The sequence below is a fragment of the Nocardia sp. MH4 genome (genome assembly GCF_019266065.1).
Taxonomy (GTDB): domain Bacteria; phylum Actinomycetota; class Actinomycetes; order Mycobacteriales; family Mycobacteriaceae; genus Nocardia; species Nocardia canadensis.
Genome location: NZ_LPNR01000112.1, coordinates 42,998 through 59,496, shown reverse-complemented (window position 1 = coordinate 59,496; position 16,499 = coordinate 42,998). Strand labels below are relative to the sequence as shown.

16 protein-coding genes are annotated in these 16,499 nt (G+C 70.6%); 7 read left to right on the top strand and 9 right to left on the bottom strand.

Features of this window, described 5'->3' with window-relative positions; all coding sequences use genetic code 11:
* Positions 1–78 precede the first annotated feature (78 nt).
* Together ATM97_RS22425 and ATM97_RS22420 are read left to right on the top strand one after the other, a co-directional pair.
* Entirely contained in the window at positions 79–1,509 is a 1,431-nt protein-coding gene (locus ATM97_RS22425) for an SDR family oxidoreductase (protein ID WP_218720023.1), read from the top strand.
* A 74-nt stretch (positions 1,510–1,583) separates the two neighbouring features.
* Complete coding sequence (locus ATM97_RS22420) at positions 1,584–1,964, top strand: DUF2784 domain-containing protein (RefSeq protein ID WP_218720022.1); 381 nt, start codon at positions 1,584–1,586, stop codon at positions 1,962–1,964.
* Here the strand turns inward: ATM97_RS22420 and ATM97_RS22415 are convergent.
* Entirely contained in the window at positions 1,945–2,697 is a 753-nt protein-coding gene (locus tag ATM97_RS22415) for an alpha/beta fold hydrolase (RefSeq protein WP_308248582.1), read from the bottom strand. The two genes, ATM97_RS22420 and ATM97_RS22415, sit on opposite strands and share 20 nt — an antisense overlap.
* A gap of 43 nt (positions 2,698–2,740) precedes the next feature.
* Between ATM97_RS22415 and ATM97_RS22410 the strand changes: the two genes are divergently transcribed.
* On the top strand, positions 2,741–4,111 hold the full coding sequence (locus tag ATM97_RS22410; RefSeq protein ID WP_218720021.1) for a CoA transferase: 1,371 nt from the start codon (positions 2,741–2,743) through the stop codon (positions 4,109–4,111).
* 22 nt (positions 4,112–4,133) lie between these two features.
* Here ATM97_RS22410 and ATM97_RS22405 read toward each other — a convergent pair whose 3' ends face one another.
* On the bottom strand, positions 4,134–4,703 hold the full coding sequence (locus ATM97_RS22405; RefSeq protein WP_218720020.1) for a TetR family transcriptional regulator: 570 nt from the start codon (positions 4,701–4,703) through the stop codon (positions 4,134–4,136).
* Between the two features lie 107 nt (positions 4,704–4,810).
* On the opposite strand from ATM97_RS22405, the gene ATM97_RS22400 reads away from it, so the two are divergent.
* Entirely contained in the window at positions 4,811–6,025 is a 1,215-nt protein-coding gene (locus ATM97_RS22400) for an FAD-dependent monooxygenase (RefSeq protein ID WP_218720019.1), read from the top strand.
* Between the two features lie 37 nt (positions 6,026–6,062).
* Here ATM97_RS22400 and ATM97_RS22395 read toward each other — a convergent pair whose 3' ends face one another.
* Positions 6,063–7,610 carry an acyl-CoA carboxylase subunit beta gene (locus tag ATM97_RS22395; protein WP_218720018.1) on the bottom strand — a complete coding sequence of 516 codons (1,548 nt, stop codon included), beginning with the start codon at positions 7,608–7,610 and terminating at the stop codon, positions 6,063–6,065.
* A gap of 220 nt (positions 7,611–7,830) precedes the next feature.
* Here ATM97_RS22395 and ATM97_RS22390 point away from each other — a divergent pair, with 220 nt between their 5' ends.
* Both ATM97_RS22390 and ATM97_RS22385 read left to right on the top strand, forming a co-directional pair.
* Complete coding sequence (locus tag ATM97_RS22390; RefSeq protein ID WP_308248581.1) at positions 7,831–8,874, top strand: nucleoside hydrolase; 1,044 nt, start codon at positions 7,831–7,833, stop codon at positions 8,872–8,874.
* Positions 8,871–9,752: an amidohydrolase family protein gene (locus tag ATM97_RS22385; RefSeq protein ID WP_218720016.1), complete on the top strand. Its 882-nt coding sequence runs from the start codon at positions 8,871–8,873 to the stop codon at positions 9,750–9,752. Before ATM97_RS22390 ends, ATM97_RS22385 begins: the two co-directional genes overlap by 4 nt.
* Here ATM97_RS22385 and ATM97_RS22380 read toward each other — a convergent pair whose 3' ends face one another.
* The 3 genes from ATM97_RS22380 to ATM97_RS22370 all read right to left on the bottom strand — a co-directional run bounded on the left by ATM97_RS22380 (position 9,753) and on the right by ATM97_RS22370 (position 12,762).
* Entirely contained in the window at positions 9,753–10,799 is a 1,047-nt protein-coding gene (locus ATM97_RS22380; RefSeq protein ID WP_218720015.1) for an alpha/beta hydrolase family protein, read from the bottom strand. It abuts the gene before it with no gap.
* A gap of 182 nt (positions 10,800–10,981) precedes the next feature.
* The gene (locus ATM97_RS22375; RefSeq protein ID WP_218720014.1) at positions 10,982–11,617 is read right to left on the bottom strand and encodes a response regulator transcription factor; all 636 of its coding nucleotides are present in this window, start codon (positions 11,615–11,617) and stop codon (positions 10,982–10,984) included.
* Entirely contained in the window at positions 11,614–12,762 is a 1,149-nt protein-coding gene (locus ATM97_RS22370; RefSeq protein WP_218720013.1) for a histidine kinase, read from the bottom strand. Before ATM97_RS22370 ends, ATM97_RS22375 begins: the two co-directional genes overlap by 4 nt.
* Before the next feature lie 160 nt (positions 12,763–12,922).
* On the opposite strand from ATM97_RS22370, the gene ATM97_RS22365 reads away from it, so the two are divergent.
* Positions 12,923–14,401, top strand: coding sequence for a multicopper oxidase family protein (locus ATM97_RS22365; protein ID WP_218720012.1), 1,479 nt, complete (start codon positions 12,923–12,925; stop codon positions 14,399–14,401).
* On the opposite strand, the gene ATM97_RS22360 is transcribed toward ATM97_RS22365, so the two are convergent.
* The 3 genes from ATM97_RS22360 to meaB all read right to left on the bottom strand — a co-directional run bounded on the left by ATM97_RS22360 (position 14,402) and on the right by meaB (position 16,496).
* Positions 14,402–14,875, bottom strand: coding sequence for an SRPBCC domain-containing protein (locus tag ATM97_RS22360; RefSeq protein ID WP_218720011.1), 474 nt, complete (start codon positions 14,873–14,875; stop codon positions 14,402–14,404).
* Entirely contained in the window at positions 14,872–15,237 is a 366-nt protein-coding gene (locus ATM97_RS22355) for a helix-turn-helix transcriptional regulator (RefSeq protein WP_218720010.1), read from the bottom strand. The genes ATM97_RS22360 and ATM97_RS22355 overlap by 4 nt, the downstream gene beginning before the upstream one ends.
* A 164-nt stretch (positions 15,238–15,401) precedes the next feature.
* On the bottom strand, positions 15,402–16,496 hold the full coding sequence (meaB, locus tag ATM97_RS22350) for a methylmalonyl Co-A mutase-associated GTPase MeaB (RefSeq protein WP_255588247.1): 1,095 nt from the start codon (positions 16,494–16,496) through the stop codon (positions 15,402–15,404).
* Positions 16,497–16,499 lie beyond the last annotated feature (3 nt).

Genomic DNA, 16,499 nt, shown 5'->3' with positions numbered 1-16,499 from the left:
CCAGCGGGTCCGTCGAGCGGCCAATGCGACAATGAGTGTCGTCCCCCGCTCCCGCACGAAGGAATGCCGCACTCCCCGATGACCGCGAACATGATCGATCCGGACGAGTTGGCGACCTGTCTGCGGGTGCTCGAACAGGCCGGGCAACTGGAGAAGGAACACCCCGATTCGATCGCGGTCCAGCGCGCGGTGGGGCACATGTTCAAAAAGCTCAAGCAGCGCAGGCGCATCGAGGCCAGGGAGCAGGTCGCCTCGGCCGACCGCGCGGTCATCGCGGCGACGGCCACCGGCTCGCCGCAGCGCATCGACGACGAGACCGCGGGCATTCCGATCAGCTCGGCCACGACCGGCGCGAGCGCGGGCACCCTGCTGCGGCCGCGGCCCTGCTACATCTGCAAGCAGCGCTACACCCAGGTCGACGCGTTCTACCACCAGCTCTGCCCCGAGTGCGCCGCCGCCAGCCACGCCAAGCGCGACGCCCGCACCGACCTGACCGGCAAGCGCGCCCTGCTGACCGGTGGCCGCGCCAAGATCGGCATGTACATCGCGCTGCGGCTGCTGCGCGATGGCGCGCACACCACCATCACCACTCGCTTCCCCAACGACGCGATCCGCCGCTTCGCCGCGATGGAGGACAGCGCCGACTGGCTGCACCGCCTGCGCATCGTCGGCATCGACCTGCGTGACCCGGCCCAGGTGGTGGCCCTGGCCGACGACGTCGCCGCCCAGGGTCCACTCGACATCCTGATCAACAACGCCGCCCAGACCGTGCGCCGTTCGGCGGGCGCCTACAGTGCCCTGGTCGACGCCGAGACCGCGCCGCTGCCCGCGGGTGTGCTGCCCGAGATGGTCACCTTCGGCAAGACCATGCAGGCGCATCCGACCGCGCTCACCGCCTCGCTGACGCCGTCGCTGTCGGCCACCGATGTCGCCGAGCTGGCGCTGGTCGCGGGATCGGCGACCCCGGAGCGGATCGCGGCGGGCGTGGCGATCGACGCCGGCGGGCTGGTGCCCGATCTCGCGCACACCAACAGCTGGGTGCAAACGGTCGCCGAGGTGGACGCCACCGAGCTGCTCGAGGTGCAGCTGTGCAACTCCGTCGCGCCGTTCATCCTGGTCTCGCGCCTGCGCCCGGCGATGGCCGCGTCGGCGGGGCGGCGCAAGTACGTCGTCAACGTCTCGGCGATGGAGGGCCAGTTCAGCCGCGGCTACAAGGGTCCGGGCCATCCGCACACGAACATGGCCAAGGCCGCGCTGAACATGCTGACCCGCACCAGCGCGCTGGAGATGTTCGAGGCCGACTCGATCCTGATGACCGCGGTCGACACCGGCTGGATCACCGACGAGCGTCCGCACTACACGAAGGTGCGCCTGGCCGAGGAAGGCTTCCACGCGCCGCTCGACCTGGTCGACGGCGCCGCCCGCGTCTACGACCCGATCGTGCAGGGCGAGAACGGCGTCGACCTCTACGGCTGCTTCCTCAAGGACTACCAGCCCTCGCCCTGGTGACGGCATCCAAGCGATGCCGAACCGGAATGTTGATCATGATTCCGTATCGGCCGGTCGCCGCCTAATCTGAATACGTGCCGTTCCGGGTGTTGGCCGATCTGATCGCCGTCACCCACGTCGCGTTCATCGCGTACGTGGTCGCCGGTGGTTTCCTCGCGTGGCGATGGCCCCGCACCATCGGGCTGCACCTGCTGGCGGCCTCGTGGGGATTCGGCACCATCCTGATCGGCTTCGACTGCCCGCTGACCTACGCCGAGAACTGGGCGCGCAGGCACGCCGGGGTGGCCGAACTGCCGCAGGCCGGGTTCATCGACCACTACCTGACCGGCGTGATCTACCCCGACAGCGCGCTCGGGTCGGTGCGGCTGGTGGCCGCGGTGGCGGTGCTGGTGTCGTGGGCCGGGTACGTGCGCCTGCAGCTGCGCCACCGCGGACTCAGCTCAGGTGCCGCGTGATCTCCCGCGCCACCGCGGCCGGGTCCTCGTCGAGGTAGAAGTGCCCGCCGGGGAAGGTCCGCAACGCGAACACCCCATCGGTGACGGTGCGCCACTGCTCGGCCTGCTCCACCGTGGTGGTCGGGTCCTCGGTGCTGACCAAGGCCACGACCGGGCAGCTCAGCGCGGGTCCCGGCTCGTGACGGTAGGTCTCGACGGCCTGGTAGTCGGCCCGGACAGCGGGCAGGACCAGCTCGGCCAGGCCGGGTTCGGTGCGCAGCAGCCGCACCGGGACGGGGTCGGCGGCGAGGCGCTCCAGATCGTCGATCAGGGCCGCGTCGGAGCCGAGATGCAGGCGACCGGTCTCGACGAAAGCCGGTGCGGGACGGCCGGACACGATCAACGCCGCCGGTGGTTCGCCCGCGGCGGCCAGCCTGCGCGCGGTCTCGTAGGCCACTGTCGCGCCCATGCTGTGCCCGAACAGCACGCGCGGCGGTCCGGGGCGGCGCAGGACGTCCTCGGCGATGCGGTCGGCGAGCGCACGCATCTCGGTGATCACGGCGTCCGCGAGGCGATCCTGGCGGCCGGGATACTGCACGGCCGTCACTTCCGTGCCGGGACCGAGGTGCTCGGCGAGTTCACGGTAGGCGGAGGCCGATCCCCCGCCGGGCGGGAAACACACCAGTCGCCGCCGGGCCGCCGGGTCCGCCCGCAGCACCCGAATCCATTCCGTCGCCGCTGTATTCACGGCCACATCACGCTCCTCACCTGTCCTCGTCGTGGCTAGGCTGAGCGGCGTGACCACCGCGCAGCACCTCGTGCACGCCTATGAGACCGGGCTGGGACTCGAGCCGTCGGCACTCGACGACGAGCCGGCGCCCGGTGCTCGGCTGGCAGCCACGCTACCGGTCTGGGCGCTGGCCGCGGGATCGGTGGCCGCGGCGGCCGGATCGGCGAATCGGTACCGCGCCGCGCTCGGGCTGGCCACCCGGCCGACGCGCCTGGACCCGGCCCGCATCGCCGCGGCCTTCGCGAGCGAGCGACTGTTCCGGCAGGGCGAGTCGGCACCGTCGGCCTTCGCCGAGCTGTCCGGCTTCTTCCGCAGCGCTGACGGCTGGGTGCGCACCCACGCCAACTACCCGCACCACCGTGCGCGGCTGCTGCGGACGCTCGACCTGCCCGCCGACACCGACCGCACCCGGCTCGCCGCCACGGTCGCCACGAGGAAGGGTGCCGAGATCGAGGACGTCGCCGCCGTGGTGGGCGCGATCGCGGTGCGGGTCCGCACCGAGGCCGAGTGGTCGGCCTCCCCGATGGGCCGGGCCGCCGCGGCCGGACCGCTGGTGGCCGTCGACTCACGCACGGACCGTCCACCCACGGAATCCACACGCCCCGGCGCGGCCGCGCCGACGATCGATCGTCCGCTGGCCGATGTCCGTGTGCTCGACCTCACCCGGGTCCTCGCGGGTCCGGTCGCCACCAGGACCCTGGCGCTGCTCGGCGCCGATGTGCTGCGCGTCGACCCGCCGCACCTGCCCGAGATCGACTGGCAGTTCAGCGACACCTGCCAGGGCAAGCGCTCGACGCTGCTCGATCTGCGCTCCGACCTCGCGACCTTCGAGGACCTGCTGGCCGCCGCCGATGTCCTGGTGACGGGCTATCGACCGGGCGCGCTCGCCGCGGCCGGGGTGCGCGCCGCGGCCCGGCCGGGTCTGATCGAGGCGTCGGTCTCGGCGTGGGGCACGACGGGGCCATGGGGCGGTCGGCGCGGCTTCGACAGCATCGTCCAGGCCGCCTCCGGCATCGCCCTGCTCGAAGGCGACGCCGACAGCCCCGGCGCGCTGCCCGCCCAGGCCCTCGACCACGGCTCGGGCTATCTCCTCGCCGCGGGCGTCATGGACGCGCTGCGGGCCCGGGCCGAGGACGGCGCAGGCCGCGACGTCCGGGTCTCGCTGGCCCGCACCGGCTCCTGGCTCCGCGCGGCCGACCGCCACCCGGACCACCCCGCGCCGCTGCCGCCCGACCCGGCGGCGACGAACCGCCACGGCGATATCGTCACGGCCGCACCGGCTTTCGCCGACTACGACGACTATCGCTGGCCCGCCCCGCCGTACGGCTCGGCCCAGCCGTTCTGGATCGAAGCGCCCGACCACTTCCACCGCGACTGATCGACCGCGGGGCGGCTCGCGGTCACTTCCCCGCCAGCGCCCGGATCGCGGTCGCCAGCTGGTCACCGTCGGCCACCGCCCCGCCCGGGTTCAGCAGCCACAGCACGCCCAATCCCTGCACCAGCGCGAAATACAGCCGCCCGATGGCGTCGGCCTGTGCCGCGTCGAGGTCGGGGTGCGCCGCCCGGACGGTGGCCGCGAGGTCGGCGAACGCGTGGGAGAGCTGGTCACCGAGCTGAGCGCGCGCGTCGTCGGAGCGCACGATGCGCACGATGTTCTCCAGGCTGGCCAGCATCGCCTCGTGGTTGTCGGCGAACACCGCGGGCATCGCGTTCCACAGACCGGTGAACCCGGCCAGCGGTGACGAGCCGGCACCGTCGGCGATGAGCGCCTCCATCGCATCGCCGATCGCGTTGCCGAGCGCCTCGGCCAGCGCCTCGGTGACCAGCCGGTCCTTCGATCCGAAGTGATAGCCGATCGCGGCCAGGCTCACCCCGGCCGCGGCGGCGATGTCGCGCGCGGTCGCCTTCGCGACGCCGCGCTCCAGGATCACCTTCCGCGCTCCCGCGAGCAGGTCTTCTCTGTTTCCCATGGTCACCACCCTACCGGACTGTCTTAGACATTTGTTCTAGACATTCGTGCCAGCCCTGTGTTAGACATATGTCTAAGACATTCGTTCTTCTCCAGACGGGAAACATCATGACCACCACCAGCCCCCTGCACGTTCTGGTCTCCGGCGGCGGGATCGCGGGCAACGCGGTCGCACTCCAGTTGCTGCGCAACGGCATTCGCACGACGGTGGTCGAGCGGGCCGAGGTCCCCCGCCCGGGCGGCCAGGCGGTCGACCTGCGCGGACCGAGCAAGGAAGCCGCCGAGCGGATGGGGCTGATGGCGGGCATCGCGCAGTACCAGCTCGACGAGCGCGGCATGTCCTACGTCGACGGCGACGGCAAGATCTACGCCCGCATGGCGATGGAGGATTTCGACGGCCAGGGCGCCGTCGCCGACATCGAGATCACCCGTGGCGATCTGAACCAGGTCCTGCTCGACGCGATCGCCACCGTCGAGACCGGCGAGCTGGACTACCGCTACGGCGAGTGGATCGACCGGATCGAGCAGGACGCCACCGGCGTCGAGGTCACCTTCGCCTCCGGTACCACCGAGCGCTTCGACCTGGTGATCGGCGCCGACGGCGTGCACTCGGCGACCCGGCGGCTGGTCTTCGGCCCCGAGGAGCAGTTCAGCACCAACCTCGGCGGCTACGGCGCGTTCTTCACCATGCCCTCGCCCGCCGATATCGAGCCCGGCTGGTTCGGCATGCGCCTGGTGCCCGGCGCCATGCTCGGGATCCGCCCCGACGGCGACCCGGCTACCGCGAAGGCGATCATCACCCTGCGCACCGAAGTCGACCCGGCCCTGCGCCGCGACGGCGACGCCCAGCGCGCGCTCATCCGCCGGAGGATCGCCGACGCGGGCTGGCACGCCCCCGAGGTCCTGGCGGCGATGGAGACCACGACCGACTTCTACTTCGACGAACTCGCCCGGGTGGACGTGCCCGAGCTGTCGGTCGGCCGGGTCACCCTCGTCGGCGATGCGGGCTACTGCGGCTCCCCCATGACCGGTATGGGCACCGCGATGGCGATCGTCGGCGCCTATGTGCTGGCCGCCGAGATCGCCGCCACCCCGGACGATCCGGCCGGCGCGCAGCAGCGCTACCAGGACAAGATCACGCCGTTCCTGGCCAAGGCCAAGGAGATCCCCGGCGGCGGCATCGCGATGATGATCCCCAAGACCCCGCTGATGACACGACTGGCCAAGACCAATGTGCGCGTCATGATGTCGCGTCCGATGCGGCCGATCACCAAGAAGATCTTCTTCGGCCACACCGAGGAGTTCGCCCTGCCGAGCTACTGAACCGCCCGGCCCGGCCACCGCGACGCGGGCGCCGGGCTCACAGCGGAATCAGCAGATGCTTGCGCGGCCGCTGCTCGACGCGCTTGTCCCGCAGCAGATGCAGGGCCTTGCGGATCTCCAGCCGGGTGGTGGACGGCTCGATCACCGCGTCGATGTAGCCGCGCTCGGCCGCGATCCACGGCGTGGCGACCGCGGTGTTGTAGTAGTCGACCATCTGTTGACGGACTCCCGCCCGCTCGGCCTCGGGCACCGCGGCGAGTTGCCTGCGCTGGGTGAGCCCGATCGCGGCCTCGGCGCCCATGACCGCGATGCGCGCGGTCGGCCAGGCCAGATTCACATCGGCGCCGAGCTGCTTGCAGCCCATCACCGCGTAGCCGCCGCCGTAGGCCTTGCGCACGACCACGGTCACGATCGGCACGGTCGCCTCGACCACGGCGTAGAAGAATCGCCCGCCCCGCTTGATGACGCCGATCTTCTCCTCCTCGACGCCGGGCAGCACCCCCGGAGTGTCGACCACGAAGATCAGCGGCAGCCCGAACGCGTCGCAGAGCCGGATGAAATGCGCCGCCTTGTCCGAGCAGCGGGCATCGATCGCCCCGCTGAACACCTGCGGCTGATTGGCGACGACACCGACACTGCGGCCGTCGACTCGCGCGAATCCGGTGATCATGTTGCGCGCGGCGCTGCCTCCCACCTCGTGGAACTCGCCGTCGTCGAAGATCCGCAGCAGCACGTCGTACATGTCGTAGCCGGCGCGGTCGGAATCGGGGATCAGCGTGTCGAGTTCCCGGTCGGTCGCGGTGATCTCGGGTTCCAGTCCCGGGTTGACCACCGGGGCGCTGTCGAAGCAGTTCGACGGCATGAAGCTCAAATATGTTCGGGCCCAATCGAACGCGGCCCGCTCGTCGACGGCCACGTGATGGATCGTCCCGTTCTGCGCCTGGTTGTACGCGCCGCCGAGTTCCTCGAGCGTCACTTCCTCACCGGTGGTCTCGCGGATGATCTCCGGTCCGGTGACGAACATGTAGGCGTTCTCGGTCGCGATCAGCACGTCGGTGTTGATCGGGGCGTAGACCGCGCCCGCCGCGCACTTGCCCAGCATGATCGACACCTGGGGCACTACGCCCGACAGATTCAGCTGCCGTCTGCTCATGGCCGCGTACCAGGCCAGCGAGGTGACCGCGTCCTGCACGCGCGCCCCGCCGGAGTCGTTGATCGCCACGAACGGGCAGCCGATCTCGGCCGCGAGGTCCATCGCCTTGGCGACCTTGCGCCCGAACATCTCCCCGACCGAGCCGCCGAACACCGTCTGATCGTGGGCGATCACCACCACCGGGCGGCCGTCGACCGTGCCGTGGCCGGTCACCACGCCGTCGCCGTAGAGACTGTTCGCGACGCCGGGTTGCTTCACCAGCGCCCCGATCTCGACGAAACTCCCCGGATCCAGCAGCATGCCGATCCGTTCCCGCGGACTCGGAATCCCCTTGGCGGCCCGTTTGGCGACCCCCACGTCCCCCGCAGGCTCCTGCGCGGCTGCCAGATTCTTCCGCAACTCTTCCAGTTTCGCAGCGGTCGTCGCCTTCAAGATGCACCTACCCTCGCCAGTCAGGAGCTATCGGTCCGCAATCTTTGAGGCAGAGTAGCCGAAAACGCCGCCGTCACAGCTCTTTCGTCGTCGTCGGCGCGACATTCGCCGACCCGGGATCGGCCCGTCACGCGGCGAAAACGCCATGACCAGCGGCGAACGGTCCGGCTACGGCGCGGTCGGCGGCGGCGCGCGAAACGCCCGCGGTTACCCTCGACCTGTGGCGCGCAAGATCATCCTCGATGTCGATACCGGAATCGACGATTCGCTGGCGCTGCTGTATCTGCTGGCCTCTCCCGAGGCCGAGCTCCTCGGGATCGCCGCGACCGCGGGCAATGTGCCGACCGCCCAGGTCGCCGCGAACACCCTCGCCCTGCTGGATCTCGCGCGGGCGGGCAGCGTCGAGGTGGCGGCGGGCGCGCACGGCCCGCTGGTGGTGCCGCTGCGTACCACCGAGGACACCCACGGCCCGCAGGGCCTCGGCTACGCCGAACTCCCCGCCTCGCCCCGGCCACTCTCCGATCGGTCCGCCGCGCGGATGTGGGTGGAGCTGGCCCGCGCGCACCCCGGCTCCGCGATCGGCCTGTGCACCGGCCCGCTGACCAACCTGGCACTGGCCCTGCGGATGGAACCCGAGCTGCCCCTGTTGCTGGACCGCCTGGTCGTCATGGGTGGCGCGTTCAACCACCCCGGGAACACGACGCCGACGAACGAGTGGAACATCCACGTCGACCCCGAGGCCGCCAAGGAGGTCTTCGACGCCTTCTCGGCCGCCCCGCCGGACCGCAGGCCCCTGGTGTGTGCCCTCGACATCACCGAGTCCATCGAGATGCGGCCCGAGCACCTGGTCCGGCTGGCCGAGGTCGCGCACAGCGCGCCGCTCGAGCGGGTGGCCGCAGGCGATGCGGTCGACTGGCGCTCGGCGGCCGGCAATCCGGTCGTCCGGTACCTGGTCGACGCGGTGCGCTTCTACTTCGATTTCCACGACGGCTACGACCTGGGCTATCTCGCGCACATGCACGATCCCTTCGCCGCCGCCGTGGCGCTGGACCCCGCGCTGGCGCGGACCAGGCCCGCGACCGTCGACGTCGAGCTGACCGGCACCCTCACCCGGGCCACCACCGTCGCCGACTGGGCGGGCATGTGGGGCCGCGAACCCAACGCCGACATCGTGGTCGGCACCGATCCCGCCGTCTTCTTCGAACGTCTCGTCACCCGCGTCGGCGCGCTGGCCCGTCGCCTGTACCCGGAGCCGCCCTCGTGACCGTCGATACCGCCGCCTATCTCGCCGACTTCCGCGCCCGCCTCGGGCTGCCCTCGATCGTCGACGTGCACACCCATTTCATGCCCGACCAGGTGATGCGCAAGGTGTGGGCGTACTTCGACCAGGTCGGCCCGCTGACCGGGCGGACGTGGCCGATCACCTACCGCGACGACGAGCAGGTGCGGCTGAAGACGCTGCGCGACTTCGGCGTCCGCGCGTTCACCTCGCTGGTGTACCCGCACAAGCCGCAGATGGCGGCCTGGCTCAACGACTGGACCGCCGAGTTCGCGGCCCGCACCCCCGACTGCCTGCACACCGCCACCTTCTACCCGGAACCGTCGGCGCCCGACTACGTCCGCGCGGCGATCGACAGCGGCGCCCGGGTCTTCAAGGTGCACATCCAGGTCGGCGCGTTCTCCCCGCTCGATCCGCAGCTCGACCCGGTGTGGGCGATCCTCGCCGAGGCGGGAGTGCCCGTGCTCATCCACTGTGGATCCGGTCCGGCCCCGGGCGAATTCACCGGGCCGGCGCCGATCGCCGAACTGCTGCGGCGGTTTCCGGATCTGTGCCTGATCATCGCGCACATGGGCACCCCCGAGTACAGCGAGTTCCTCGACCTGGCCGAGCAGTACCCGCGCCTGTACCTCGACACCACCATGGTGTGGACCGATTTCAGCGAGGCAGGCGCGCCGTTCCCGCCTGCCGAGCGGGACCGCCTGCGCCGCTTCGGGAATCGGATCCTGTTCGGCAGCGACTTCCCCAACATCCCGTACCCGTACGCCGAGGCCGTCCAGGCGCTCGAGCGCCTCGAGTTCGGGCCGGACTGGCTGCGTAAGGTGTGTCACGACAACGCGGTCGCGCTGTTCGAGCTGCGCTGATCAGGCGGGGATCTCCATCCCCTCGGCCAGCAGCGGCCAGGAGTTCTTGAACGCCTTCTGCCAGTAGCCCCACGAGTGGGTGCCCTGGGTGTCCACGTCGAAGGTGGCGGGAATGTCGAGCTCGGCGAGCCGTTCCCGCAGGTTCTCGGTGCACCAGCTGGTCGCGGCCTCGATCACGCCGCCGACGACGATCTGGTTGGCGAGCCCGACCGGGCCCCAGGTGATCAGGTGCGGGTCGCCGAGCTGGTCGTGTTCGCCCGGCAGGCCGTTGCCGTTGGAGATGTAGAGCTTGGTGCCGCGCAATCCCTCCGCATTGACGACCGGATCGTTGGCGACCCACTCGGGGTCACCGGGCGGTCCGTACATGTTCGAGGCGTCCCCGCCGCCGGTGCCGACCACGACGTTGACGAACTGCCTGCCCACCGGATCGCTGATCTGCGCGCAGCCGCTGTAGGCCGCGACCGAACGGAACAGGCCCGGCTTGGCGATCGCGAGTTGCAGTACCGAGGTGACGGTCATCGAGTTCGCGGCGATGGCGTTGCGGCCGGTCGTATCGAACATCGTGTCGACGAGGGCGGGGAGTTCGTCGAGGAAGAAGGTGCGCCACTTGTTCACGCCGAGTCGCGGATCCGTACTGCGCCAGTCGGTGTAGTAGCTCCACGCGCCACCCACCGGCATCACGACGTTGACGTCCTTGGCCGCCAGGAAGTCCACCACATCGGTGTTCTGCTCCCAGGTGGCGGTGTCCTCGCCGCCGCCCGCGCCGTTGACCAGATACAGCGAGGGGCGCGGGACCGAGGTGTCGGCCGGTCGCTGCACCTTCACCGAGACCTCGCGCGCCATCGCCGCCGAGTAGATCCGGACGGTCACCAGCCGACCGTCGATCGAGGTCACCTCGGCACGCGAGCCGTCGATCGCCACGGCCCGATTCGCCACCGCCACACCGGCTTCCGGAACCTCCGCCAGGGCGGGAGCACCACCGCCGACCATCGAACCGGCGGCGAGGAACACCGCCGCCACCGCCGAGAGGGCGCTGCGGCATCGCATCGATCGAACCTCCTACCGAAAACAGACCGCTCAGTGCGGTCGGTTCAGTATCGGGCTCGATCACGGCACCGTTACCGGCTTCTTACCGATTCGTCACCAAAGACAATGGGAGCACTCGCGAATGATGAAGCAGCAACCGTGCAGCGACGTCGCCGAGGCGTCGGGCATTGCCATGACGGCTCTCACCGTTGAGACAGCTTGGAGGCGTAGACCGCCAGGCGGACACGGTTGTCGGTGCCGGTCTTCTCGAACAGGTTCGCGAGGTGGGTCTTCACGGTGCTCACCCCCAGGTGCAGCCGATCGGCGATCTCCTGGTTGCCGTACCCCTGCCCGACCAGAAGCAGCACCTCGCGTTCACGGGGACTCAGCTCCGGCCCGGCGACCGTGGGCGCGGGCTGGGCGGCGAGCGCCCGGTCGACCAGTCGGCGCAGGAGCGCGGGCGAGAACAGCAGGTCGCCGTCCACCGTCCGGCGGATGGCGTCGAGCAGAACCGCGGGATCGGTGTCCTTGACGAAATAGCCGGACGCGCCGGCGGCCAGCGCCGGGAACAGGTGTTCGTCGTCGTCGAAGGTCGTGAGCACCAGCACTTTCGCCCGGGGCGCCGACGCGAGGATCTGCCGGGTGGCCGCGACACCGTCCAGACCGGGCATCCGCAGATCCATCACCACCAGATCGGGCGCGAGCTCGGCGAACTGGCGGACCGCCGCCATCCCGTCGGCCGCTTCGCCGACGACGGCGAGGTCGGTGGTGTCCTCGATGAGCATGCGCAGGCCCGCGCGCACCAGGCGCTGATCGTCGGCCAGCAATACCGTGATCATGCCGGATCGGTTCCCTTCGCGACATCGGGCAGCCGGGCCCGGACGACCCAGTGCCCACCGTCGGCCGCGGCGGTGAGCGTGCCGCCCGCCACGGCGGCGCGTTCCCGCATCCCGACGAGACCGTGACCCGGCGGCGCGGCGGTTCCGGCACGGCCGCTGCGCACCTCGAGGTCGATGCCGCCGTCGCGCCGGGCGATCCGGATACGCACGGGCGCATCGCGATCCGCGTGCTTCATCACGTTGGTCAGCGATTCCTGGACCAACCGCAACAGGGTCAGTCTGCTCATCGCGTCCAGCGCGCCGAGGTCGGCCTCGAGCTCGGCGTCGACGGTGAAGCCGACGGCCCGCGCGCGGGTGAGGGCGGCGGTGATCTCGGTGCCGACCGCGTCCGCCTCGACCAGGGACACGGTGCCCAGGACGGGATCACGCAGCGCGGCGAGGAATCGGCGGATGTCGGCCAGCGCGTCGGTCGCGGTCGCGCGGACGTCGTCGAGGACCGCGACCACCCGGGGATCGGCGTCGCGCACCACCCGTCCGGCGACGGACACGCGCAGGATGATCGAGGCCATGTGGTGGGCGACCACATCGTGCAGTTCCCTGGCCATCGCCGCGCGCTCGTCGAGGCGGGTGCGCGCTTCGGCGTCGGCCGCGCGCATCCGGAGACTGTCGGCGAGCTCGCGCTGGCCACGCAGGTACAGCCCGAGCAGCAGTGGCAGCCCGACATAGGCGACCGCCTCGACCACGGTCGAGGCCCGCCCGATGGAGGTGTCGTGCAGGCCGACGCGCCCGAGCACCACCGCGGCGGCCCAGGCCGCGGTCGCCACCCACACCGTCGAACGCCGACGGGTGCGCGCGATCACGTCGACCAGCGCCACCGCGCCGAGGTAGGGCACCAGGCCGGACACGCCCCACGCCGGCGTCCGCAGCAGCGGCACGGCCAGCGCCGACAAGATCAGCGACACCGCCAGCGGCCACCGCGCCCCGGCGAGGAAGACCAGGCCGGCCGTCATCGCGAGCAGCCAGTAGTGCGGCGGCACCCGGTACTGGCCCGGGTAGGTGCTGGCCAGCAGCAGGACCGGGATCAGCGCCAGCGGCAGCCACCGCAGGAGCGGCCGCGGGTCGCGGCGTGCGCTGGTGTCGATCACGCACCCACGGTAGGCGACGCACCGGGGGTAGCACGCGATCGGCGCGTCCGCAACAGCCGCGCGGCCGGAATCAGCGGCCCGCTCTCCGGCTCCGGGGTGGAGTGGCCGGGGCCCGAACCGATCGAAGCTGGAGGCTCCGCACAGACAAGGAGTACGCCACGTGGTCTCGCGCCGAGGATTCCTCACCGGACTCGCCCTCGCTCCGGTCGCCTATGCCGCCGGTTGTTCGTTCCGCACCGCCGCGCCCATGCCGTCGTCGGCCACGCGCCCGCTCCCGATCCCGCCACCGGCGCCGTCGACGGTGGGCGTCGACGGTGTCCGCCGGTTCACCTTGCGCGCGCAGGCGGGCTACACCGAGATGCTGCGTGGTGTCCGCACCGCGACCTGGGGCTACGACGGGTCGGTGCTCGGCCCGACCCTGCGGGCCCGGCGCGGTGAGCGGGTCGCGGTCACGGTGACCAACGACCTGCCCGAACCGACGTCGGTGCACTGGCACGGCATGCACGTGCCCGCCGCCGCCGACGGCGGACCGCATCAGATGATCACTCCCGGTGCGGTGTGGACGCCGAGTTGGACGGTGGCGCAGCAGGCCGCGACGCTCTGGTACCACCCGCACCCCCACGGCGCTACCGAACGGCACGTCCAGCGCGGGCTGGCCGGGTTCTTCCTCGTCGACGACGATCCCGCCGATGCGCTGGATCTACCGAAAGACTATGGCGTGGACGATATTCCGCTGGTGATCCAGGACCGCCGGTTCACCACCGACGGCGCCATCGACGAATCCGACGCCACCGATGTGGGCCTGCTGGGCGACACCATCGTCACCAACGGCATCGCGGGCGCCCATCTCGACGTCACCACCGAGCGGGTGCGGCTGCGCGTGCTCAACGGATCCGCGGGCCGCCTGTACCACCTGGCGCTCGGCGACGGCCGGTCGTTCCAGCTGATCGCCACCGATGGCGGCCTGCTCCCGGAACCCGTGGCACTGTCGCGAATCCAGCTCAGCCCCGGGGAAAGGGCAGAGATCGTGGTCACCGTTCGCGCGGGCGAGAACGTCACGTTACGGTCGCTGCCGATCCGCGACCGCGCCGGGATCGATCGCGCCGGCGAGTTCGGTTTCGACGACACCTTCGCCATCCTGGACCTGCGGGCCGCCGACACCCTGCGCCCCGCGGCGGCCGTGCCCGCGGCGCTCGTGCCCCTCCGACCCCTCGCCGCGGCGACCACCGCGCCGACCCGCAGCTTCGAGCTGCGCTGGTTCATGATCAACAACCGGCGGATGGACATGAACCGCATCGACATGACCATCCCGGTCGACACCACCGAGGTCTGGTCGGTTCGCAACGAGGACAACTGGCCGCACAACTTCCACATCCACGACGTCCAGTTCCAGATCCGCGCGGTCGACGGAAACCCGCCTCCCCCAGCACTTTCCGGCTGGAAGGACACGGTGTACACGGCGCCGGGCGTCACCTACACCCTGGCCATGCACTTCGCCGATCACACCGACCCGACCTTCCCGTACATGTACCACTGCCACCTGCTCCATCACGAGGACCAGGGCATGATGGGCCAGTTCCTGGTCCTCGCGCCGGGGCAGCAGCCGGCCCCGATGCGGATGGACATGGACCACGGGTGATCAGGCGACGGATTCGAGGTACTTCGCCAGCGTGTCGACCAGCTCGCGGGTGCCTTCCTCGCGCTGGGCGCCGGTGTCGTGGCCGTCGAGGTGGGCGCCGAATTCGACAAGGGTGAGCTTGGTGCCGGTGCTGGTCGGTTCGAATTCCCAGGTCGCGACCGAGGTGGAGATGTGGGCGCCGTCGAGCCACATGTCGTAGGTGTAGACGAGGCGTTCGTTGTCGATGATGTCGGTGTAGGTGGCGACGAAGCGCGAGGTCACCGACTCCTGGAAGATGCCCTCGTTGATCTCGATGCCGCCGACTCGGAAGTCGACGGAGGCCTCGGTCAGCTCCCAGCCCTCCTCGCCGCCGAACCACTTGCTCTTGACGGCGGGATCGGCGAACGCCTGGAACGCGACCGCGGGCGTCACGGGCACCTCGCGCTCGATGGTGAACTGGGCGTGGTTGATGGTGCGGGTCGCGGTGTCGTTCATTGTTGTTCTCCCTCTGCGTTGTTCACTGATTCCATGAGTAGTGCCGTGAGCCGGTCGAGTTGCCGCTCGGCCGGTGGTCGTTGCTGCCGCAGCCAGTCGATCGCGGAGCCGAAGGCCCCCGGAGCCAGCTGATAGGTCCGCACGCGCCCGATCTTGGCCGAGCTGACGATCCGCCCGGCCTCGAGCGCCTTCAGGTGCTGCACGATCGTCGGCAACGCGACCTCGAACGGCGCCGCGAGATCCGACACCGAGGCAGGTCCCCGAGCGAGCCGCTCGACGATCGCCCGCCGCGTCGGATCGGCCAGCGCCCGGAAGACACTGTCAAGTCCCCCGTCCGACTCACCACCTGAATACTTAGGCACATACCTAAGTATTCACATCGACGGCCCTCCGCGCAACCTCTGCGGGCAAACGACGTCCAGCGACGAGGAAGATGACAGCGACTGACCGTGATCACCCTCGGTGTCGCCCTGGTGAATCCCGTCGAATCGCCGAGCCGCGATTCGTGACAGCCCCGGAATCCGGCTCAGGCGTCGAAGGCGCGCAGGATCTGTTCGGCGGCCAGGGCCGGAGTGAGAGTGCCGTCGCGGACGGCGGATTCGATCTGGGGGCGTGCGGATTTCACGGCGGGGTTGTCGGCGAGACGGCGCAGGATCTGGTCGTGCACCATGGTCCAGGTCCAGTCGACCTGCTGACGACGGCGCTTCTCGGCGAATTCGCCCGCCTCGGTGAGGACGCGACGGTGTTCCAGGACGGTGTCCCAGAACTTGTCGAGGCCGACGCCTTCGAGCCCGCTCATGGTGAGCACGGGCGGACGCCAGAGCGCGTCGTGCGGGTGGATCAGGCGCAGGGCCCCGGACAGCTCGCGCGCCGCGGCCTTGGCCTCGATCTCGTGCTTGCCGTCGGCCTTGTTGACCGCGACCAGCTCGGCCAGTTCCAGCACGCCCTTCTTGATGCCCTGGAGCTGGTCACCGGTGCGGGCCAGGGTGAGGAAGCAGAACACGTCGACCATATTGGCGACGGTCACCTCGGATTGACCGACACCGACGGTCTCCACCAGGATCACGTCGTAGCCGGCGGCTTCGAGCAGCACGATGGTCTCGCGGGTGGCCTTGGCCACGCCGCCGAGAGTGCCCGCGGTCGGCGAAGGCCGGATGAACGCGTCGGCTTCCAGCGACAGCCGCGCCATCCGGGTCTTGTCCCCGAGGATCGAGCCGCCGGTGCGGGTCGAGGACGGGTCCACCGCCAGCACCGCCACGCGATGGCCCTTGCCCAGCAGGTACATGCCGAGGGCGTCGATGAACGTCGACTTGCCCACACCGGGAACGCCGGTGATGCCGACCCGGTTCGACACGACCGTGCCCGGCTCGGTGCCCAGCCGCAGCAGCAACTGCTGCGCCAGCTCCCGGTGATCGGCGCGGGTCGATTCGACCAGCGTGATCGCCCGGGCCAGCGGCGCACGCTGACCCGCCCGGATCCCGTCGGCCAGCTCGTCGATGTCGATCGTGCGCGCGGCCCGAGCGACCGACCGGCCTTCGTTGCGTGGAGCCCCGACGCCCGCGGTGGTGCCGAGCCGGGGGTGTGCTGCCGTACCCCCGGCCCGCTCTACGGCGTCACTCATACG

Bases quoted from the DNA above. Each gene is read 5' to 3' on its own strand.
- ATM97_RS22425 (WP_218720023.1), top strand. From the start codon at position 79: ATGACCGCGAACATGATCGATCCGGACGAGTTGGCGACCTGTCTGCGG.
- ATM97_RS22405 (WP_218720020.1), bottom strand. From the start codon at position 4,703: ATGGGAAACAGAGAAGACCTGCTCGCGGGAGCGCGGAAGGTGATCCTG.
- ATM97_RS22400 (WP_218720019.1), top strand. From the start codon at position 4,811: ATGACCACCACCAGCCCCCTGCACGTTCTGGTCTCCGGCGGCGGGATC.
- ATM97_RS22375 (WP_218720014.1), bottom strand. From the start codon at position 11,617: ATGATCACGGTATTGCTGGCCGACGATCAGCGCCTGGTGCGCGCGGGC.
- ATM97_RS22380 (WP_218720015.1), bottom strand. From the start codon at position 10,799: ATGCGATGCCGCAGCGCCCTCTCGGCGGTGGCGGCGGTGTTCCTCGCC.
- meaB (WP_255588247.1), bottom strand. From the start codon at position 16,496: ATGAGTGACGCCGTAGAGCGGGCCGGGGGTACGGCAGCACACCCCCGG.
- ATM97_RS22360 (WP_218720011.1), bottom strand. From the start codon at position 14,875: ATGAACGACACCGCGACCCGCACCATCAACCACGCCCAGTTCACCATC.